This is a genomic window from Labrys sedimenti (assembly GCF_034424805.1).
GTDB classification, from domain to species: domain Bacteria; phylum Pseudomonadota; class Alphaproteobacteria; order Rhizobiales; family Labraceae; genus Labrys; species Labrys sedimenti.
This window is the reverse complement of sequence record NZ_JAXOUF010000002.1, coordinates 911,440-928,943: the sequence shown is the minus strand read 5'-3', so window position 1 is coordinate 928,943 and position 17,504 is coordinate 911,440. Positions and strand designations below refer to the sequence as shown.

17 protein-coding genes are annotated in these 17,504 nt (G+C 64.0%); 6 read left to right on the top strand and 11 right to left on the bottom strand.

Annotated elements, in window-relative coordinates; all coding sequences use genetic code 11:
* Nucleotides 1–19: 19 nt before the first annotated feature.
* The 7 genes from U1R88_RS10730 to U1R88_RS10700 form a co-directional block, all read right to left on the bottom strand.
* Nucleotides 20–1,123 (bottom strand): autoinducer 2 ABC transporter substrate-binding protein, encoded by a 1,104-nt coding sequence (locus U1R88_RS10730; RefSeq protein WP_068287014.1) that lies wholly within the window; start codon nucleotides 1,121–1,123, stop codon nucleotides 20–22.
* 160 nt (nucleotides 1,124–1,283) lie between these two features.
* The gene (locus tag U1R88_RS10725; RefSeq protein WP_322431209.1) at nucleotides 1,284–2,252 is read right to left on the bottom strand and encodes an ABC transporter permease; all 969 of its coding nucleotides are present in this window, start codon (nucleotides 2,250–2,252) and stop codon (nucleotides 1,284–1,286) included.
* A gap of 10 nt (nucleotides 2,253–2,262) precedes the next feature.
* Nucleotides 2,263–3,258 (bottom strand): ABC transporter permease, encoded by a 996-nt coding sequence (locus U1R88_RS10720; protein WP_322431208.1) that lies wholly within the window; start codon nucleotides 3,256–3,258, stop codon nucleotides 2,263–2,265.
* Entirely contained in the window at nucleotides 3,258–4,766 is a 1,509-nt protein-coding gene (locus tag U1R88_RS10715; protein WP_322431207.1) for a sugar ABC transporter ATP-binding protein, read from the bottom strand. Before U1R88_RS10715 ends, U1R88_RS10720 begins: the two co-directional genes overlap by 1 nt.
* A 389-nt stretch (nucleotides 4,767–5,155) precedes the next feature.
* The gene (locus U1R88_RS10710) at nucleotides 5,156–5,938 is read right to left on the bottom strand and encodes a DeoR/GlpR family DNA-binding transcription regulator (protein ID WP_322431206.1); all 783 of its coding nucleotides are present in this window, start codon (nucleotides 5,936–5,938) and stop codon (nucleotides 5,156–5,158) included.
* Between the two features lie 54 nt (nucleotides 5,939–5,992).
* On the bottom strand, nucleotides 5,993–6,556 hold the full coding sequence (locus tag U1R88_RS10705; protein WP_322431375.1) for a class GN sortase: 564 nt from the start codon (nucleotides 6,554–6,556) through the stop codon (nucleotides 5,993–5,995).
* 74 nt (nucleotides 6,557–6,630) lie between these two features.
* Complete coding sequence (locus tag U1R88_RS10700) at nucleotides 6,631–8,886, bottom strand: marine proteobacterial sortase target protein (protein WP_425545411.1); 2,256 nt, start codon at nucleotides 8,884–8,886, stop codon at nucleotides 6,631–6,633.
* Between the two features lie 314 nt (nucleotides 8,887–9,200).
* Between U1R88_RS10700 and U1R88_RS10695 the strand changes: the two genes are divergently transcribed.
* Nucleotides 9,201–9,974, top strand: coding sequence for a helix-turn-helix domain-containing protein (locus U1R88_RS10695; RefSeq protein WP_322431374.1), 774 nt, complete (start codon nucleotides 9,201–9,203; stop codon nucleotides 9,972–9,974).
* A 150-nt stretch (nucleotides 9,975–10,124) separates the two neighbouring features.
* Here the strand turns inward: U1R88_RS10695 and U1R88_RS10690 are convergent, their stop codons facing one another.
* Nucleotides 10,125–10,526, bottom strand: coding sequence for a rhodanese-like domain-containing protein (locus U1R88_RS10690; protein WP_322431204.1), 402 nt, complete (start codon nucleotides 10,524–10,526; stop codon nucleotides 10,125–10,127).
* 80 nt (nucleotides 10,527–10,606) lie between these two features.
* A complete protein-coding gene (locus U1R88_RS10685; RefSeq protein WP_068286992.1) occupies nucleotides 10,607–10,933 on the bottom strand; it encodes an ArsR/SmtB family transcription factor in 327 nt (108 codons plus the stop codon).
* Nucleotides 10,934–11,012: 79 nt separating this feature from the next.
* Between U1R88_RS10685 and U1R88_RS10680 the strand changes: the two genes are divergently transcribed.
* Nucleotides 11,013–11,756 (top strand): 3-oxoacyl-ACP reductase family protein, encoded by a 744-nt coding sequence (locus tag U1R88_RS10680; RefSeq protein ID WP_322431203.1) that lies wholly within the window; start codon nucleotides 11,013–11,015, stop codon nucleotides 11,754–11,756.
* Nucleotides 11,757–11,938: 182 nt separating this feature from the next.
* Nucleotides 11,939–12,523 carry a L,D-transpeptidase gene (locus U1R88_RS10675; protein WP_068287677.1) on the top strand — a complete coding sequence of 195 codons (585 nt, stop codon included), beginning with the start codon at nucleotides 11,939–11,941 and terminating at the stop codon, nucleotides 12,521–12,523.
* A 148-nt stretch (nucleotides 12,524–12,671) separates the two neighbouring features.
* Here the strand turns inward: U1R88_RS10675 and U1R88_RS10670 are convergent, their stop codons facing one another.
* Nucleotides 12,672–13,460: a 3-hydroxybutyrate dehydrogenase gene (locus U1R88_RS10670; RefSeq protein ID WP_322431202.1), complete on the bottom strand. Its 789-nt coding sequence runs from the start codon at nucleotides 13,458–13,460 to the stop codon at nucleotides 12,672–12,674.
* Between the two features lie 281 nt (nucleotides 13,461–13,741).
* Here U1R88_RS10670 and U1R88_RS10665 point away from each other — a divergent pair, with 281 nt between their 5' ends.
* Entirely contained in the window at nucleotides 13,742–14,485 is a 744-nt protein-coding gene (locus U1R88_RS10665; protein WP_322431201.1) for an acetoacetate decarboxylase, read from the top strand.
* 28 nt (nucleotides 14,486–14,513) lie between these two features.
* Nucleotides 14,514–15,677 carry a patatin-like phospholipase family protein gene (locus U1R88_RS10660; protein ID WP_322431200.1) on the top strand — a complete coding sequence of 388 codons (1,164 nt, stop codon included), beginning with the start codon at nucleotides 14,514–14,516 and terminating at the stop codon, nucleotides 15,675–15,677.
* Between the two features lie 19 nt (nucleotides 15,678–15,696).
* On the opposite strand, the gene U1R88_RS10655 is transcribed toward U1R88_RS10660, so the two are convergent.
* A complete protein-coding gene (locus U1R88_RS10655; protein ID WP_322431199.1) occupies nucleotides 15,697–16,080 on the bottom strand; it encodes a gamma-butyrobetaine hydroxylase family protein in 384 nt (127 codons plus the stop codon).
* A gap of 314 nt (nucleotides 16,081–16,394) precedes the next feature.
* Here U1R88_RS10655 and moaA point away from each other — a divergent pair, with 314 nt between their 5' ends.
* On the top strand, nucleotides 16,395–17,402 hold the full coding sequence (gene moaA / locus U1R88_RS10650) for a GTP 3',8-cyclase MoaA (RefSeq protein WP_322431373.1): 1,008 nt from the start codon (nucleotides 16,395–16,397) through the stop codon (nucleotides 17,400–17,402).
* Nucleotides 17,403–17,504 lie beyond the last annotated feature (102 nt).

The following is a 17,504-nucleotide window of genomic DNA, read 5'->3' as shown; positions in this document are numbered from 1 at the left end:
CTACAGCCTTGATCTTTCGTTAGAAATCGAACTTCTCGATATTCTCCTTCGTGAAGACGAAGGGCGAGCCGAGGAGCACTTCGGAGCCGTTAATCACGTTGAGCTCGCCGAGCTTGCCGGCCTTGACCTTGGTGTCGCCGGGCTTGAGCGAACCATCGGCCGTGGCGCGCAGGACCTGCATGGCGGCATAGCCGAGATCGACCGGGTTCCACAGCACTACGGACTTCACGCAATCCTTGGCGACATAGGGCTTCATGGCGTTGGGCGTGGCCAGCCCGATCACCGCTACCTTGCCGCATTGGCCGGCCTGGGTCACCGCCTCGGCGGATGCCGGCGTGGCGACACTGGTCATGCCGAAGATGCCCTTGAGATCGGAGCCGTATTTGTTGATCAGCGTGGTCGCTTGCGAGAAGGAGAGCGCATTGTCCTCCTGCGCCTCCACCGTCTCCAGGAGCTTCAGCTTGGGATGGCACTTGGCGGCATAGGCTGCCATCTCGGCGATCCAGCGGGCCTGGTTAGGCGTGGTGAAGGTCGAGGTGACGATGGCAACGCCCGCATCCTCGCCGCTCTCCTTGACCATGTTGTCGACCATGGCCTTGGCGATGCCGTTGAACTCGGCCTGGTTGACGAACCACTGGCGGGAATCCGGCGTGGAATTCGCATCATAGCCGACGACATTGATGCCCTTGGACAGCGCCTTCTTCAGCACGGGCGCGATCGCGACCGGGTCGTTGGCGGCGTAGAGGATGCCGTCGACGCCCGAGGTGATGTAATTGTCGATGAAGGTGATCTGCTCGTCGATATTGGCCTTGGTCGGCCCGTCGGTCTTGGCATCGACATTGCCGAGCTCCTTGGCTGCATCGGCGATGCCCTTGGAGGTGGCATTGAAGTAGCCGATGCCGATGAGCTTGGGCACGTCCACCACCTTGATCGGCTTGCCCTTGCGGTCGGGCGCGCCGGTGACGGCGCCGCCGTCATAGGGCTTGCTCGTCGCGCTGGCCGGCGTGGCATCGCAGGCAAGCGGATTGGTGGGCAGGTCGTCGCCGCCGGTCCAGGCCGAGGCGGCATGCGCCAGGCCCACCAGAGACACGCTCAAGGCGAGAGCCAGGGATATACGGATCATGGTCTTCCTCCACAGTTCGCCGGTCTTGCACCGGCTGCCATTGCCGTCCCCGCCGCCGGAGAAACCGATTCCGGAACGAGGGCCAGATCGTTGATATTGAACGCCTTACGCCAGAATATCCTTTCAGGCGGGAGGACAGCCCCCGCCCGGAAGATCTTCGTCATGCCGGCCGCTTGCGGCCGGCGATGCGGCTCAGCAGGGGAACCAGGTTGCTGAGCAGCACGGTGAGGATCAGGGCCGTGCCGATCAGGATGATGGTGCTGTCGCCCTTGTAGCCCCGCAACAGCAGGCCGTTCTTCAGAGCCTGCATCAAGGCGAGGCCGAGTACCGTGCCGATGACGGTGCCACGTCCGCCGAAGATACTGGTGCCACCGAGGACCACCGCCGTGATGGCATCGAGTTCCCAGCCCGATCCCATGTCGGAACGCGTGGTCGTCACCCGGGAGACGAAGATCACGCCGGCCAGCGAAGCGCACAGGCCCGAAGCGCCGTAGATCAGGATCTTGGTGCGGTCGACCGCGATGCCCGAGAAGCGCGCGGCGACCTCGTTGGAGCCGATGGCATAGGTGGCACGACCGAACACCGTCAGGCCGAGCACGCAGGCCGCAACGATCGCCGCCAGCAGGAGCAGCCAGACCTGCACCGGCACGTCGAGCACCTGCCCCTGCCCCAGCACCAGGAACCAGTCGGGATAGCCCCGCACGGACCGGGCCTGGCTGATGCCCTCCGCCAGGCCGCGATAGAGGGCGAGCGTGGCCAGGGTGGCGATCAGGGGCGGCACCTTGAAGCGGGTGACGATCAGGCCGTTGACGACGCCGCACAGGGTGCCGAGCGCCAGGGCCAGCACGATGGCGGCCGGCAGCGGCAGGCCGAGATTCTGCCAGAGCACGCCGAGCACGATTGCGACCACGCCGACAATCGAGCCGACGGAGAGATCGATGCCGCCGGTGACGATGACGAAGGTCATCGCCAGGGCGATCAAGCCGATCTCCGTCATCAGCCGGGCCTGGTTGAGGAGGTTGTCGACGGTGAGGAACCTGTCGGACGATTGCGCCAGGAAGACGAGGACGACCACCAGCAGCAGAGCCAGAATGGCCTCGTGGCGAAGCAGAAGGGAGCGCCAGTTCATCGTGCCCCCCTCAGATCATGCGGTGGCGGCGGACCATGTCCGCCAGCACGGTGACGAGGATGAGTACGCCGACGATCGCCTGTTTCCAGAACACCAGCACGTTGGAATAGGGCATGAAGGTCAAGGCCGAGGTGATGGTGGCGAACAGCATGGCCGCCAGGGTGGAGCCGATCACCGTGCCGGTGCCGCCGAGGATGGAGACGCCGCCGATCACGGCAGCGGTGATGACGGTGAGTTCGAGGCCGGGGGGTACGGTCGACTGGATCACCTGCAGTTGCGTGGCGAACAGCAGCGCCGCGAGCCCCGCGAAGAAGCCGTGAATGGCGAAGACGGCAACGGTCACGGGCTTGGCCGGAATGCCGGCGGCGCGGGCGGCTTCGGGATTGCCGCCGACCGCATAGATCGAGCGCCCGAAGGCCGAATAGCGCATCCAGAAGGCGACCGCCGCCGTCAACACCACCATGATGACGATGGGCGAGCGCACGCCGAACCAGTTCATCTGCGCGATCATGAAGTCGGGCGGCAGGTTGTTGATCCAGTTGCCGCTGGTCGCCAGGATCAGACCGCCCTTGAGGATGGAAAGCATGCCGAGCGTGACTACGATGGAGGGGATGCTGGCATAGGCGACCAGCACACCGACGAAGGCATTGATGGCGATGCCCACCAGCACCGGCACCAACCAGGCGATCCAGATCGGATAGCCCTTGGTCGCCAGCGTGCCGGCAATCGTGGCGAGAACACCGATCAGCGAGCCGATGGAGACGTCGATATGGCCGGAGATGATCACCATCGCCATGCCGATGGCGGCAACCGCGATATAGGCATTGCCGGCGAAGATGGCGTTCAGGTTGCTGGCGCCGAGAAAGCGCGGATTGTAGAGGCCGATAGCGGCAATCAGCACGACGAGCGCGCCGAGCACCACCATCTCCTGGCCGAGCCCGCCGAACAGGCGCGCCAGGGGGCCACGCGAGGGCATGAGGGCGGAAGAGGATGCAGTCTCGCCCATCAAGCGGCTCCCTGCAGGGGTTGGGCATTGGTCATGGCGGCGCCGACGGCATCCGGCGTCGCCTGGGAGCGGTCGAATTCGGCGACGATGCGCCCGCCATTGATGACGAGGACCCGGTCGCTCATGCCAAGCACCTCCGGCAATTCGCTCGATATCATCAGGATGGCGACGCCCTGCTGCACCAGCCGTCCCATCAGTGCGTAGATCTCGGCCTTGGCGCCGACATCGATACCACGGGTCGGCTCGTCCATGATCAGGATGCGCGGATTGGCCTCCAGCCACTTGGCGAGCACGACCTTCTGCTGGTTGCCGCCGGAGAGCTGACCGACGATCTGCTCGGGACCGCGGGTGCGGATGCCCAGGCGCTTGATCGCCTCGACCGAACGGCGGATCTCGTCGCCGAAGCGGATGGCGAAGCCGTTCGACATCTTGTCGAGCACCGCCATCGAGACGTTCTCGCGGATGGTCATCGGCCGCACCAGCCCCTGGGAGCCGCGATCCTCCGGCACATAGGCGATGCCGAGATCGCGCGCCTTGCGCGGACCGTCGATGGTCACCTTGCGGCCATTGACCAGGATCTCGCCCGTGCTGGCCGGGGTGATGCCGAACACGGTCAGCGCCAATTCCGTGCGGCCCGAGCCGATCAGGCCGGCGAGGCCCAGGATCTCACCCGCCCTCAGGCTCAGCGAGACGTTCTGCACCTTGCGCCCGTAGCTGACATCGCGCAGTTCGAGTGCAACCTCGCCGAGCGGCGCTTCCACCTTGGGGAAAAGCTGCTCGATCGAACGGCCGACCATCATCGAGACAAGCGAGCCCTCGGTCACCTCGCCGATATCGCGCGTACCGATATAGCTGCCGTCGCGCAACACAGTGACCCGATCCGCCAATTCGAAGATCTCGGGCATGCGGTGCGAGACATAGATGATGGCGACGCCGCGCTCGCGCAGTTTCTTGACCACGCTCATCAGGCGGCGCACATCGGCCTCGACCAGCGCGGCCGTCGGCTCGTCCATGATCAACAGGCGGGCATCTTGCGACAGCGCCTTGGCGATCTCGACCCGTTGGCGATTGGCGACGGAAAGCGTGCCGACCTTGGCATCGACGTCGAGGTCGTGGCTGTCCAGGGAATCCAGGAGCTGGCGTGCCCTCAGGCGCATCGCGCTCCAGTCGAGCCCGCCCCACTTCTGGCGGGGAGCATTGCCCAGGAAGATGTTCTCCGCCACCGTGAGTTCGGGAAACAGCAGCAATTCCTGATAGACGGTGGCGATGCCGTGGCGGCGCGCATGCCGTGGCGAGGTGAAGCGGACGGTCTCGCTGCCGACCGTCAGCGTGCCGGTATCCGGCTGATGCACACCGGCGATCACCTTGATCAGCGTCGACTTGCCAGCGCCGTTCTCGCCAAGCAAAGCGTGGACTTCACCGGGGCGCACGTCAAAATTGACGTCGCGCAGCACCTTCACGCCGGAAAAGGATTTGGAGATGTCGCGAAGGCTGACGACGGCCGTCATGGCGCCCTCCAAGTGACTGCCGCCATGGGACGACCCAGGCGTGACCGAAAGGCTTGCCCGGCGACGATCGTCATCCGGCCGACCCACGTCTCCCCCATGTCCGCGCCTCTCTTCACGCTTTTTTGTAAGACATATCGCCCAACTAGATCAAAAATCGTCTTTCAGCAAGCGGGATAAAGCATCATGTGAAATAATTAACTCACGAATGATCTAGAATCATCATCATCACGAGACCTCCGATTCCGGCAAAAATTCCTTTTTACTCATGTATTTCAATAAGAAATTGGGCGACAGCACGTCAGCCAGCTTGCGGCCTGGTTCCAGTGCATGCAATAGCCTGAGCGCCACATCGATTGCACTCGCTCATTGCGAGTGGGAGCGCAACGCCGTCAAACCGTCTCGGACGAGAGAGAGACGATCCGGATCGTGATGCCGGCATTCTCGAGCATCTTGGCATCCCGATCCGACAAGCCGTCGTCGGTGATCAGAACCCCCACCCTGGAGAGCGGCAGGGCGACGCTACGCGCGCGGATGGCAAATTTCCGGCTGTCAGCCAGCACGACGACCTGATCGGCATTGGCGCTGAGATCGATGATGGTGCGCACCAGCAGGGGATGTGATTCCAATAGCCCGTCCCGTCCGATGCCCTGGGCACCGAGAAAGAACTTCGATGCATAGAACGGTGGCGCCGGAGCGGTGGGGTGGATAATGCCGGGCTCGCGGTGCAATTCGCCGCCCGCGACCGTCAGGCTGCAGCTGCCGCGGTCGCTGAGAAAGGCGATCAGGGGCATGGAATTGGTATAGAGGCGCACATTGCGATGCGCGAGCTTCGCGCCGAGATAGAAGCAGGTGGAGCCGCCATGGATGATGACGGAATCCCCATCGCGCACCAGCGTCGCCGCCTCCTCCGCGATCGCCTGCTTGGCTTCCACGGCAAGATCACGATTTTCGTCATAGGGCTTGGCCGCATGACGGCCGGGCGCGGCCGACCCGTCGAGCGCCGCGATGCCGCCATAGACCTTCTGGGCTTTGCCGGACTGGTCGAGCTTGTCGATATCCCGGCGAATGGTGGCAGCCGACACGCCCAGTTGTCCCTGCAGGTCGCGCACCGTGAGGAAGGGACGCTTGCCCAGAACCTCGATGATCCGGTTCTGACGGTTCAGTTCGCTCAAGGTTCGCTCCCATCGGACGTTTTGTGAGCAAACTAGATCATGGCGAGCGTCGCTTCAATCGATCTTCCTCATGCCTTCCTGCACCATCTCGGCATGAACGAGATAGCGCAGGGGGCCGCTGGTGACGGCATTGAATGGCCAGCAGGTCGCCAGCACGAGATGGCGCCCGGGCGCGGCGGGGTCGATGCCGGAGCTGTCCCAACGGCGGATATCCTGCCCGGTCACACGATAGCGAACGGCGACGCCATCGCGCCGGATGACCTTGATCTCGTCGCCGAGCCGCATCTCGCCGAGAAAGGTGAAATGGGTATCGCGATGGGCGGCGTAGACGGCCGTCCCCGCCTCCCCGGCGGCCGGCGTACCGGCCACGTGAGCCGGCCCGAACGCCAGGGCCTGCCCGCTCGCCCCCTCCAGCGCCACCGCGCTCCTCCCGAGGCGGGGCACCTCGATGCGGGCTGCCGGATAGGTATCCAGCCAGGACCAGGGCTTGACGATGGCGCCGCTGGCCACCGACTGGTCGAAGGCCCTGTCGAGCAGGATCTGGGCGAGGAAGGCCTTGGCGTGGATCCACAGCCCCTGCCCGGCCAGGACCAGGCCGGCGCAGACCAGCCCACCCATCACCAGCAGCCGGGTCCTGGCAAACAAGGAAGCTCCCGCCGCTGCGGGCGGGAGCCTTTGGAGTTTGAGCGCAATCATGCGAATGCCCTGCGCCGGCGGGTCAGGAGGCCGAAGGTGAGGCCGCCGGCAAGCAGCAGGCCGCCGATGATCAGGCGCAGCTCTGCGTCGGTGGCGGTTTGCGGCAGACTGATCGCCCGCGAGGCGTCGATGGTCTGCACCTTCCTGCCATCGAGATCGAGCAAGGCCTGGCGCTGCTCGCGGTCGGAGACCGTCTCGCCCTTGGTGCCGAAGACCTTGTCGAAATCCCAGCCGGCCGGCAGGTTCAGCGGCACGTCGGAGCGGGACAGGCGCACGCCGCGGGGGCGGATCGGCGTCTTGTCGACGGCCACCAGGCTGGTGAGGCGGGTAACGAGGTGATGGTCGAGGGCGAGACCCAGGATGCGCTTGTCGGCATCCTCGCGGCTGATCTGGCGCAGCGTTTGCGCCACTTCGGTATCGTCGATCTTGCGGCGTGCCCACAATTTGGAGATGCCGGCTCCCTCGGCCGCGCCGGCAACCGGCAGCGAGACGGACCAGCCCTTGCCGTCGATGAGGCCGCGCACCTCAACCTCACCGGTGAGATGCTTGACCTTGGCCGCCAGCACCAGGGTCTCGCCATGATAGAGGTCGGGCAGGATGCGCGGCGTCACGTCAGCGGAGCCAGACGAGATGGCCACGTCGACATTGGTCATCGCCGGGCTCTCCAACTTGTCGACCAGCTGCTTCATGCGCTCCTGCACCTGGTCGACGGAGCCGATCTGCATGAAGGCGCCGCCGCCGAGCTCGGCCGCACGGGTCATCAGGTAGGAATTCGGCGCCGAGCCGATGCCGACCATGAAGACACGGGAGCGACCGCGATGCGAGGCGATGGCGTCGAACAGCTCCTGCTCGTTGTCGATGCCGCCATCGGTGATGAACACCACCTGGCGCAGGAAGCCCTTTTCGTCGGTATGGTCGTCCTTGAGGGCCTCCAGCATGGGCGCGACCATCATGGTGCCGCCATTGGCCTGGAGCCGCGCGACATAGTCCTGGGCCCGCGCAATGTTCTCGGGCGTGGCCGCCAGCGTGCCGCCGAACAGGTTGGTGAAGGTGTCGTCGAAGCGGATGACGTTGAAGCGATCCGATGGCGTCAGGCGGCCCAGCGCATAGGCGAGGCTGGCCCGGGCCTGCTCGATCGAGGTGCCACCCATCGAGCCGGAATTGTCGATCACGAAGGTGACGTCGCGCGGACGCTGGTCGGCCTGCGCACTCTTGAGGCTGGGCGGCGTGACATAGGCGATCAGATAGTCGTCGCTGCCGACCTTTTCACGAAACAGGCCGACGCTCGGCGTCTGGCTGGGTTGGGCCTGCCAGGTCAATTCGAAATCGCGGTCAGCCGGCACCGGCCCCGAGGCCAGCTCGATATGGCGGGCTTGGGGGCCCTTGTCGATGATCTTGACGGGATGAAAGGCGCTCTTCACCTCGCCCAGCGCAAAGCCAGCGTCGAGATCGATGCGGATCTGCACGGGATTGACCGGCGCATTCTCGCGCGGATCGAGGACGGGCGCCTGCGGCACCTGACTTGACCCCGGAGCCGGCGCTACAGCGCCCCAGCCCGATTTGTCCTGGAAGGTCACGGTCTGGACCGAGCCGGCGCCGATTTCGCTCGGCGAGAAGCGTGGTGCCACCACCAAAGGCACGCGGAGAGAGAATGTATTGTCGGCCTGGCGCACCGGTTCCTGATATTCGATCTGGATGACCACCGTGTCGCCGGGGCCGATATTGGCAATCGAGTTCATGAACATATTCGGCCGCTGCTGCTCGACCAATGCCGCCTTCTTGCCCTCGGCCTTGGCGCGCTCGTAGACCAGCTTGGCCTGCTGCTTTTCCTTGATATCAGCCACGACGACGCGCTGGCCGATCACCATCTTCATGGTGTCGACTGCGGCGCCGTCGGGCAGCGGGAAGACATAGATGCCCTCGACCCAGGATTTACTCGGGTTGTGGAACATCTGGGTCAGCGTGGCGCGAATGGTAGGGCCACTGACGCTGAGCTGGACGTCGGTGGCCGTCCTCACGGCTTCGACATAGGAGCCGGGATCGTCCGTGCGCATCAGCAGGGACCCCGCCTTGACGTCGTCGACGGTGATGCGCGGAGCGGCATAGGCGCCCACCACGAAGATGAGGAAGGTTACAAGGACCAGCACCGCCATGAGGAAACGTTCGGCCAACGCAATCAGCGCGGCGCGACCGATGCCGGAATGAGGGTGCCGTCGTCTGCCGGTTTGGCGGCCGGCAACCGCTTGGTTCATGTGCATGTCGTCCTCATTGAACGCTATCCGGCCTCGTGTGGCCTGGTTCCGTTCTGCTCCCGCGAGGACTGTGCGTACGAGCTTCATTAACTGCGTTTGTTAGGCATAAACCGTCACAAATCGCCTTGCCGGCTGTGGACTCCTGCGGCAATGTCCGGTTTTGTACGTGATTGTACGCAGAGCCATGTCGGCGGCGCCGAGCAAAGCGGGCTCATGTCTGAACGCGCTATGCTCTAAAGCTTTATTTTAACGCATTTTCCTAATCGAAAAGTCGATCGACTCTTCGATTAGGAAAATGCTTTTGCAGGACCGGTATCTTGACGTCGGACAGCGAGTTTTCCAGCGAACAAGCCCACCAGATCACGCTCGCGGTGCGCGAGGCCCTGGCACGTCGGCGCATTTCGCGCCAGACCCTCGCCGAAAAGGCCAAGATCAGCCTGTCGACCTTGGAAAAGGCCCTTTCCGGGCGGCGTCCCTTCACGCTCGCCACCGTCATTCGATTGGAGGAAGCCCTCGGCGCCGACCTGCGTCATGCTGATCCAGCTTCCGCCCCGGCTGCCCTCCAGGGTGGCGGCACGGCGCCGGAACATCTGGGTTCCTACACCAAGGCGGCCGTATCCTGGCTCACCGGCAATTACCTCACGCTGCGCCCCTCCTTCGGCGAGGCCGGGGCGGTGTTTGCCTATCGCACCGAGATCACCTGGAGTGACAGCGCCTCCCGCCTGATCTTCCGCGAGGCCGAGCGCCTCGACACCGGATTCAACCAGCAGGGTGAGGTCTCTGTGCCGAACCAGTCCGGCCATGTCTATCTAGTGACGTCGATCAGCGGGCAATACCGGGTGGCGGTGGTCGGTCGCCCGATGAATACCGGCGAGATGTACGGTATCCTGACGTCGCTGCGCGCCGGCCGCGGCACGCAACTCACGCCGGTCTCGGCGGCCATCGCCCTGGTGCCGATTCCTCCCGGCCGCGAGGCGGACCTCTCCTTCGGCCGGATCGGCCCGTCGCACCGCCACTATAATGCCTATCGCGAGCATCTCGACCGCGTGACGGCGGAGGAGTTCGCGCTGTTCAAGGCAGGGCCATAACGCCGAGATTGACGCCTAACGAAGTAATACCGGCTTGCATGATATTTGACCGCCTCTTCCTGGGACCGCCGGCATCCTGCCGGCTCTTGGAAACACGGCGCTTATTCGAAACAGTGAGCCGGCAGGATGCTGGCGGTCCCGGGAATGCCTTCACCCCTCCCCGTCCGCGAAAACCAGGCCTTCGTCGGCCCAGCCCGTCAGGCCGCCGATCATGACCTTCACCGGACGGCCGAGCCGGGCAAGCTTGAGGGCCGCCTGGTCGGCCCCATTGCAGTGCGGGCCGGCGCAATAGACCACGAAAAGGGTATCGTCAGGCCACTGCGCCATGCGCCCGGCATCGATTTCGCGATGCGGCAGATGAAGGGCACCCGGAACATGCCGGCGGCGGAAGGTCTCCGACGAACCGACGACATGCAGCAGTACGAAATCCTGCTCTCCGGAGGCAAGCGCCTGGGCCACGTCCGAACAATCGGTCTCGACCGACAGCCGGCGCTCAAAATGGGCGATGGCAAGGTGGGATGGGGCCGCTGGGATGGCGCTGACCAGGCTCATGATCGTCTCCTCTTGCTTGGATGCGATCCTGATAGGCCATGCCTGCCGCTGCAGGGAACTGGCGCGACTGCCAGTCTACGTCAAGATCTGGCCAAAGCTTCCTCTGCCGCAACCAGAGCCAGCAAGCCAGGAAAGCGCGTCTCGATGTCCTGGCGGCGCAAGCTGGCAGCCCGGCTGTTGCCGCGATCGAAATGCCAGATCAGGCCCGCCTCGCGCAGCACGCGGAAATGATGAGTCAGCGTCGCCTTGCTGACCTCGAAGCCGAAGGAGGCGCAGTGCCGCGCCGTGCCGTCGGGTGCCTGGACCAGTTCGGCGATCACGCGGCGGCGCAGCGGATCGGCCAGCGCCGCCAGCAATTTGCCGAACTGCATTTCTTCCGGCTCGGGATGGCCTTCGCGATCGGCCATGAGCAACCTCCAAGGTAAGCCTTGCATCGTACCTATGCGATCTGCTAGGTAAGGCGAACATCTTACCAAGGAGATCCTCATGATCAAGACCCTGTCGGGCAAGGCAGCCATCGTGACTGGAGGAAGCCGCGGGATCGGCGCCGCCATCGCCCTGCAGTTGGCGGAGGCGGGCGCCGATGTCGCGATCACCTATGCAAGCCGGGCCGAGAGTGCCGAGGCCGTGGCCGAGCAGATCCGGGCCACGGGCCAGCGTGCGCTGGCGATCAAGGCCGACAGCGCCGACGCCGGCGCCGTCCGTAGCGCCGTTGACCAGGCAGCCACCGCGTTCGGCCGCCTCGACATCCTGGTCAACAATGCCGGCATTTTCACCGGCGGCACCGTGGAACAAGTCACCCTCGAAGATTTCGACCACATCATAGCCGCCAATCTGCGCGGTGCCTTCGTCGCCTCCCAGGCCGCCGCCACTCATATGGCAGAAGGCGGGCGCATCATCTCCATCGGCTCCAACCTGGTCGGCCGCGTCGGGCGCGCCGGCATCGGTCTCTATGTCATGAGCAAGGCGGCCCTGACCGGCCTCAGCCAAGCCATGGCCCGGGACCTCGGCCCGCGCGGCATCACCGTCAACATCGTTCATCCCGGCCCGACAGATACCGACATGAACCCCGCCACCACCGAACGCGCCGACCAGGCACGGGCCGCGATGGCGATCCCCAGATATGGCGAGCCCGGGCAGATCGCTGGCCTGGTCGCCTGGCTGGCAAGTCCGGAGGCGCAATATGCCACGGGTGGCGCCTATACCATCGATGGCGGCACCAATGCTTGAGAGATCTTGTGCCGATACGCACAGCATGTTTCGGCCAAGTGTTGTTGAGAGGACACAGGCCTTGATTTTTGCGTGAAGACTAGCGGTTGACAGTCGTCCACCAGTTGAAGAATCCGAAGATCGGGGCTCTGTTCATTCAAGTGAGATCGAAGAATTTCGATCAAACCATTCGGGGCTTCATCATGCGTCGTCTTTTGACAGGCTTGGTCTTGGTGTCGAGCTTGAGCATCGCCTCAAGCTCGGCCAACGCAGCCAGTATCTTCGAGAAATTGTTCGGCAGCCCGCGCGAACCTGCCAATGCAGGCGCCGTCGCCGCCGTCTCGCCGATCCCGCGCGAGGTGGTGAGCTATAGCGGCCGCGAGAAGCCCGGCACCATCGTGGTCAATTCGCCGGAACGGCGGCTCTATCTTGTTCTCGAAGACGGCACGGCCATGCGCTACGGCGTCGGCGTCGGCCGCAAGGGCTTCGAATGGGGCGGCGTGCACCGCATCTCGCGCAAGGCCGAATGGCCTGGCTGGACGCCGCCGCCGCAGATGCGCAAGCGCCGGCCGGACCTGCCCGCCTACATGGCCGGCGGCATCCAGAACCCGCTGGGCGCCCGGGCGATGTATCTGGGATCCTCGCTCTACCGCATCCACGGCTCGAACGAGCCGCAGACCATCGGCCAGGCCGTGTCGTCGGGCTGCATCCGCATGACCAATGACGACGTCACCGACCTCTACGAGCGGGTGAAGGTCGGCACCAGGGTGGTGATCATCCGCGGCTGACGATCGTCGTCATCCCGCGCGCGATGTAGCATGTAATGCTGCGTCGCAGACGCGGGACCGTGCTCCGAATAGAGCGTCTCTCTCCTCCTGCGGTCCCGGCTCTGCGAAGCGTCACTACGTGCCGCATCGCGTCCGGGATGACCCTGGGCTACTGCGCCGTCCAGCCCCCGTCGACCGGCAGGGTGGTGCCGGTAATTTGCCTGGCGGCATCGCTGCACAGGAAAAGCGCGACGGCCGCGATTTCGTCGACCGTGACGAATTCCTTGGTCGGCTGTGCGGCGAGCAGGACGTCATGCTTGACCTGTTCCTCGGTCAGCCCACGTGCCTTCATCGTATCGGGAATCTGCTTTTCCACCAGCGGCGTCCAGACGTAGCCGGGGGCGATGGCATTGGCGGTGATGCCGTGCTCGGCGACCTCGAGGGCCACCGTCTTGATCAGGCCGGTAACGCCATGCTTGGCGGCGACATAGGCGGATTTGAACGGCGAAGCCACGAGAGCATGGGCCGATGACGTATTGATGATGCGGCCCCATTTGCGCTGCTTCATGCCCGGAATCGCTGCCTTGATGGCATAGAAGGAGGCGATCAGGTTGATGCGGGTGATCGCTTCCCACTTGTCGTCGGGAAACTCGTCGATCGGGGCGACATGCTGGATGCCCGCATTGTTGACCAGGATGTCGAGGCTGCCGAAAGCCTCCTCGGCCTCGTGGATCATGGCGGTGATTTCGGCCCCAACCATCATGTTCGCGCCGCTGTAGCGGCACTTCACGCCAAAATCCTTTTCGATTCCGACCCGCTCGCGCTCGATGGCATCGGCGTCGCCGAAACCGTTGATGGTGACGTTGGCCCCTTCGGCCGCCAGGGCTCGGGCAACGGCGAGGCCGATGCCGCTGGTCGAGCCGGTGACCAGGGCATTGCGGGAGGAGAGTTGGGCCATGTTCATCTCGTCAGGCAGGAGGTGGGAAGGTGCGGCGGACAGGACCGCCGGCCCGGAAGCTGGCATGGCCAGATGTCGCCTTTATTACACCGGCCCTCGGCTCCCAGAGCGCCTTGCAACGAGACGGGATCACCCAGAATCGCAAAGACGCTCGGGGGGACGATGAGTGGGAGCGAACAGGCGTTCAGGCATGAACGCGCTTTGCTCCAGCGGACATGGACCTGTCATGCTGCCATGCAACATAGGCCGAGATCCTCCCCGCTTTTCATGAAGGACATCCCGTGGATCAAGCCGAAGTCGTCAAGCGCGCCTATGCGATGCCGCTGACCAATCCCTCCTTCCCGCCCGGCCCCTACCGTTTCTTCGACCGCGAATACATCATCATCACCTACCGCACGACGCGCGAGGCGTTGGAAGCTGTGGTGCCCGCCCCGCTCGAGATCGACGAGCCGCTGGTGAAATACGAATTCATCCGCATGCCCGACTCGACCGGCTTCGGCGACTATACCGAGACCGGACAGGTCATTCCTGTGCGGTTCAAGGGTCAGCACGGCGCCTATGTCCATTCGATGTATCTGGACGACGATGCCCCCATCGCCGGTGGCCGCGAATTGTGGGGCTTTCCCAAAAAGCTGGCGACACCCAAGATCGTGCATGAGGGCGAAGTCATCGTCGGCACGCTTCATTACGGCAGCGTGCTCTGCGCGACCGGGACCATGGGCTATAAGCACCGCCTCGCCGACCGGCAGGCCGTGCTGGACTCGCTCGGCGCGCCCAACTTCCTCATCAAGATCATCCCGCATGTCGACGGGTCGCCGCGGATCTGCGAACTCGTGCGCTATTACCTCACCGACGTGACGCTCAAGGAAGCCTGGACGGCCCCGGCCGCGCTGGAGCTGCACGCCCATGTCATGGCCGATGTCAGCCGCCTGCCGGTGCTGGAGGTCGTCTCGGCCGTGCATTTCGTCGCCGACCTCACGCTCGGGCTCGGCGAGGTGGTGCACGACTATCTCGCCGCCCGCTGACCCAGCCTACCTGACCGGAGTTTCCACCGTGCTCGAACGCAATAGAGACAAGGCCGCGCGCGCCACCATCGAGGAGATCTCGGCACAATATGATCGCATCGCCCTGGTGTTCCAGGGCGGCGGCGCGCTTGGTGCCTACCAGGCCGGCGTCTACGAGGCGCTGGCCAATGCCGGCTGCGAACCGAATTGGCTCTCGGGTGTGTCCATCGGCGCCATCAACGCCTCGATCATTGCCGGCAACGAACCGCGCCACCGGCTACAGCGGCTCGAGCAGTTCTGGCAGACGATCTCCGGCCGCAAGATCTGGGCCTATACGCCGGAGGGCGATCTGTTTCGCGACATCCGCAACCGCACCAGTTCCTGGATCACCATGTCACAGGGCCAGCCCGGCTTCTTCAAGCCACGCCTGCCCAATCCCTGGCTGGAGCTTCCGGGAGCTGAAGGGGCCACCAGCTTCTACGACACCTCGGACCTGAAGCGGACGCTGGAAGAGGTTGTCGACTTCGACATCCTCAACGATGGCCGCAAGCGCCTGAGCGTCGGCGCCGTCAATGTGCGCACCGGCAATTTCGTCTATTTCGACACGGACGAGGTCCGCATCGGCCCCGAGCACATCATGGCCTCGGGCGCCCTGCCGCCAGCCTTTCCCGCCATTCGCATCGAGGGCGAATATTACTGGGACGGCGGCATCGTCTCCAACACGCCGCTGCAATATCTACTCGACCAGGAGGAGGAGCGCAGCTCGCTGGTGTTCCAGGTCGATCTCTTCAGCGCCCGCGGCACCCTGCCCCGCAGCATGCCGGACGTGCTCTCGCGCCACAAGGACATCATGTATTCGAGCCGTACGCGCCAGAACACCGACAATTTCCGGCGTATCCACAGCATCAAGACCCATCTGATCGATGCACTGAAGCGCGTGCCCAAGGATTTGCTGACGCGGGACGAACAGGCCCTCATCGACAACCACGCCAGGCTCGGCCTCGTCAACATCGTGCACCTGATCTACCAGCACAAGAACTACGAGGGCCACGCCAAGGACTATGAATTCTCCGGCACCTCGATGCGCGAGCATTGGGACATGGGGCTGGAGGACACGCAGCGCACGCTGCGCCATCGCCAATGGCTGCTGCCTCCCGTGGATGCCGAGGGCGGCATGGCGATCCACGACCTCCACCGCGAAGATCCCACCTGAGCAGGTAGCAGGGGCTGCCTCAGCGCTGCCCCGGCCTTTCGCGCGACAGGCCCTTCTCCTTGAGGTCGGCGAGATAGGAGGCCCAGCGGCTCTCCTTCTCCCGGCCCAATTCCGCAAGATAGGTCCAGGTAAACAGGCCGGTATTGTGCATGTCGTCGAAGGAAATGCGCACGGCATAGTTGCCGACCGGATCGAGGGCCAGGATGGCCACATTGATCTTGCCGCCCACCGTCTTGCGCTCGGCGGCACTGTGGCCCTGCACCTCGGCACTCGGCGACATCACGCGCAGCATCTCGGCGCTGAACATATGGGACTGGCCGTCGTCGAAACTCACGGTCAGGGTCTTCTTGTCCTTGGACAGGCGCAATTCGGTCGGCCAGGCCTTCGCGACGTCTCCGCTCACGGCATCTTCCCTTTTCTGTTCTGATCGCCACATAAGGAGAAGGCGGATGCTGCGCAAGTCGCAAACCCAAACCGAAGCTGTTTGAGCATTCGGCTCGGACTCTGCGACATAATGGCAGTTTGCCTAGACTATCATTGGTGTTTGTGCCGTCGTCGGCTTAGAAGAATACCAAAGGGGACATGCCCCTAAAGCGTCTTTCGATCCGGTGCCTTGCCAACCGTCGCAAGACGCATCGAAACAGGGAGTTGGAGCGGGAGGCTTTCATTCAAGAGCGCCTTGCTTCCGGGAGTATGAACGTGCTGGATGATCATGCCATGGCGGACATGCCGCCAATGATCGACCCTTTCGGGCGCGCGATCAATTACCTGCGTGTTTCCGTAACGGACCGCTGCGACTTTCGCTGCGTCTATTGCATGTCCGAGGACATGACCTTCTTGCCCAAGAAGGACCTGCTCACCCTCGAGGAGCTCGACAGGCTGTGCAGCGCCTTCATCGCCAAGGGTGTTCGCAAGCTGCGCTTCACCGGCGGCGAGCCGCTGGTGCGGCGCGATATCATGACTCTGTTCCGCTCGATCTCGCGCCATCTCGACAGTGGCCGGCTCGATGAGCTCACCGTGACCACCAACGGCTCGCAACTTGCCCGCTACGCCGCCGAACTCAAGGATTGCGGCGTCAAGCGCATCAACGTCTCGCTCGATACGCTGGATCCGGCCGCCTTCAAGGCGATCACCCGCTGGGGCGATTTCGCCAAGGTCATGGATGGCATCGACAAGGCCCAGGCAGCGGGCCTTGCGGTGAAGATCAATGCCGTCGCGATCAAGGGCATGACCGAGGACGAAGCGGTCGGCTTGATCGAATGGGCCCATGGCCGCGGCATGGATCTCACCTTCATCGAAGTGATGCCGATGGGCGACGTCACCGGGCATCGGGTTGACCAATATCTGCCGCTTTCGGTGCTGCGCGCCCAGCTGCTCGACACCTACACGCTGGATGACATTCCCTATAATACGGGAGGCCCGGCCCGATATGTGCGCGTTCGCGAGACCGGCGGCCGCCTCGGCTTCATCACGCCGATGACCCATAATTTCTGCGAGAGCTGCAACCGGGTGCGTGTCACCTGTACCGGCACGCTCTATATGTGCCTGGGTCAGGAAGATGCCGCCGACCTGCGCGCGCCCCTGCGTGCTTCCGAGGCCAACGATCTCCTCAACGCCGCCATCGATCGCGCTATCACCCGCAAGCCCAAGGGACATGACTTCGTCATCGACCGGCGCACCAGGCAGCCCGCCGTCAGCAGGCATATGAGCGTGACCGGCGGGTAAAGAGCGCCCGTGGTGACAAGCACGCTGCGTTGTGCGATTTTTCTGGGAGCGCGTACGTCCTCATCCGTTCTTTCCCTTCTCAAGCCGGGTGTTTCCAAGAGC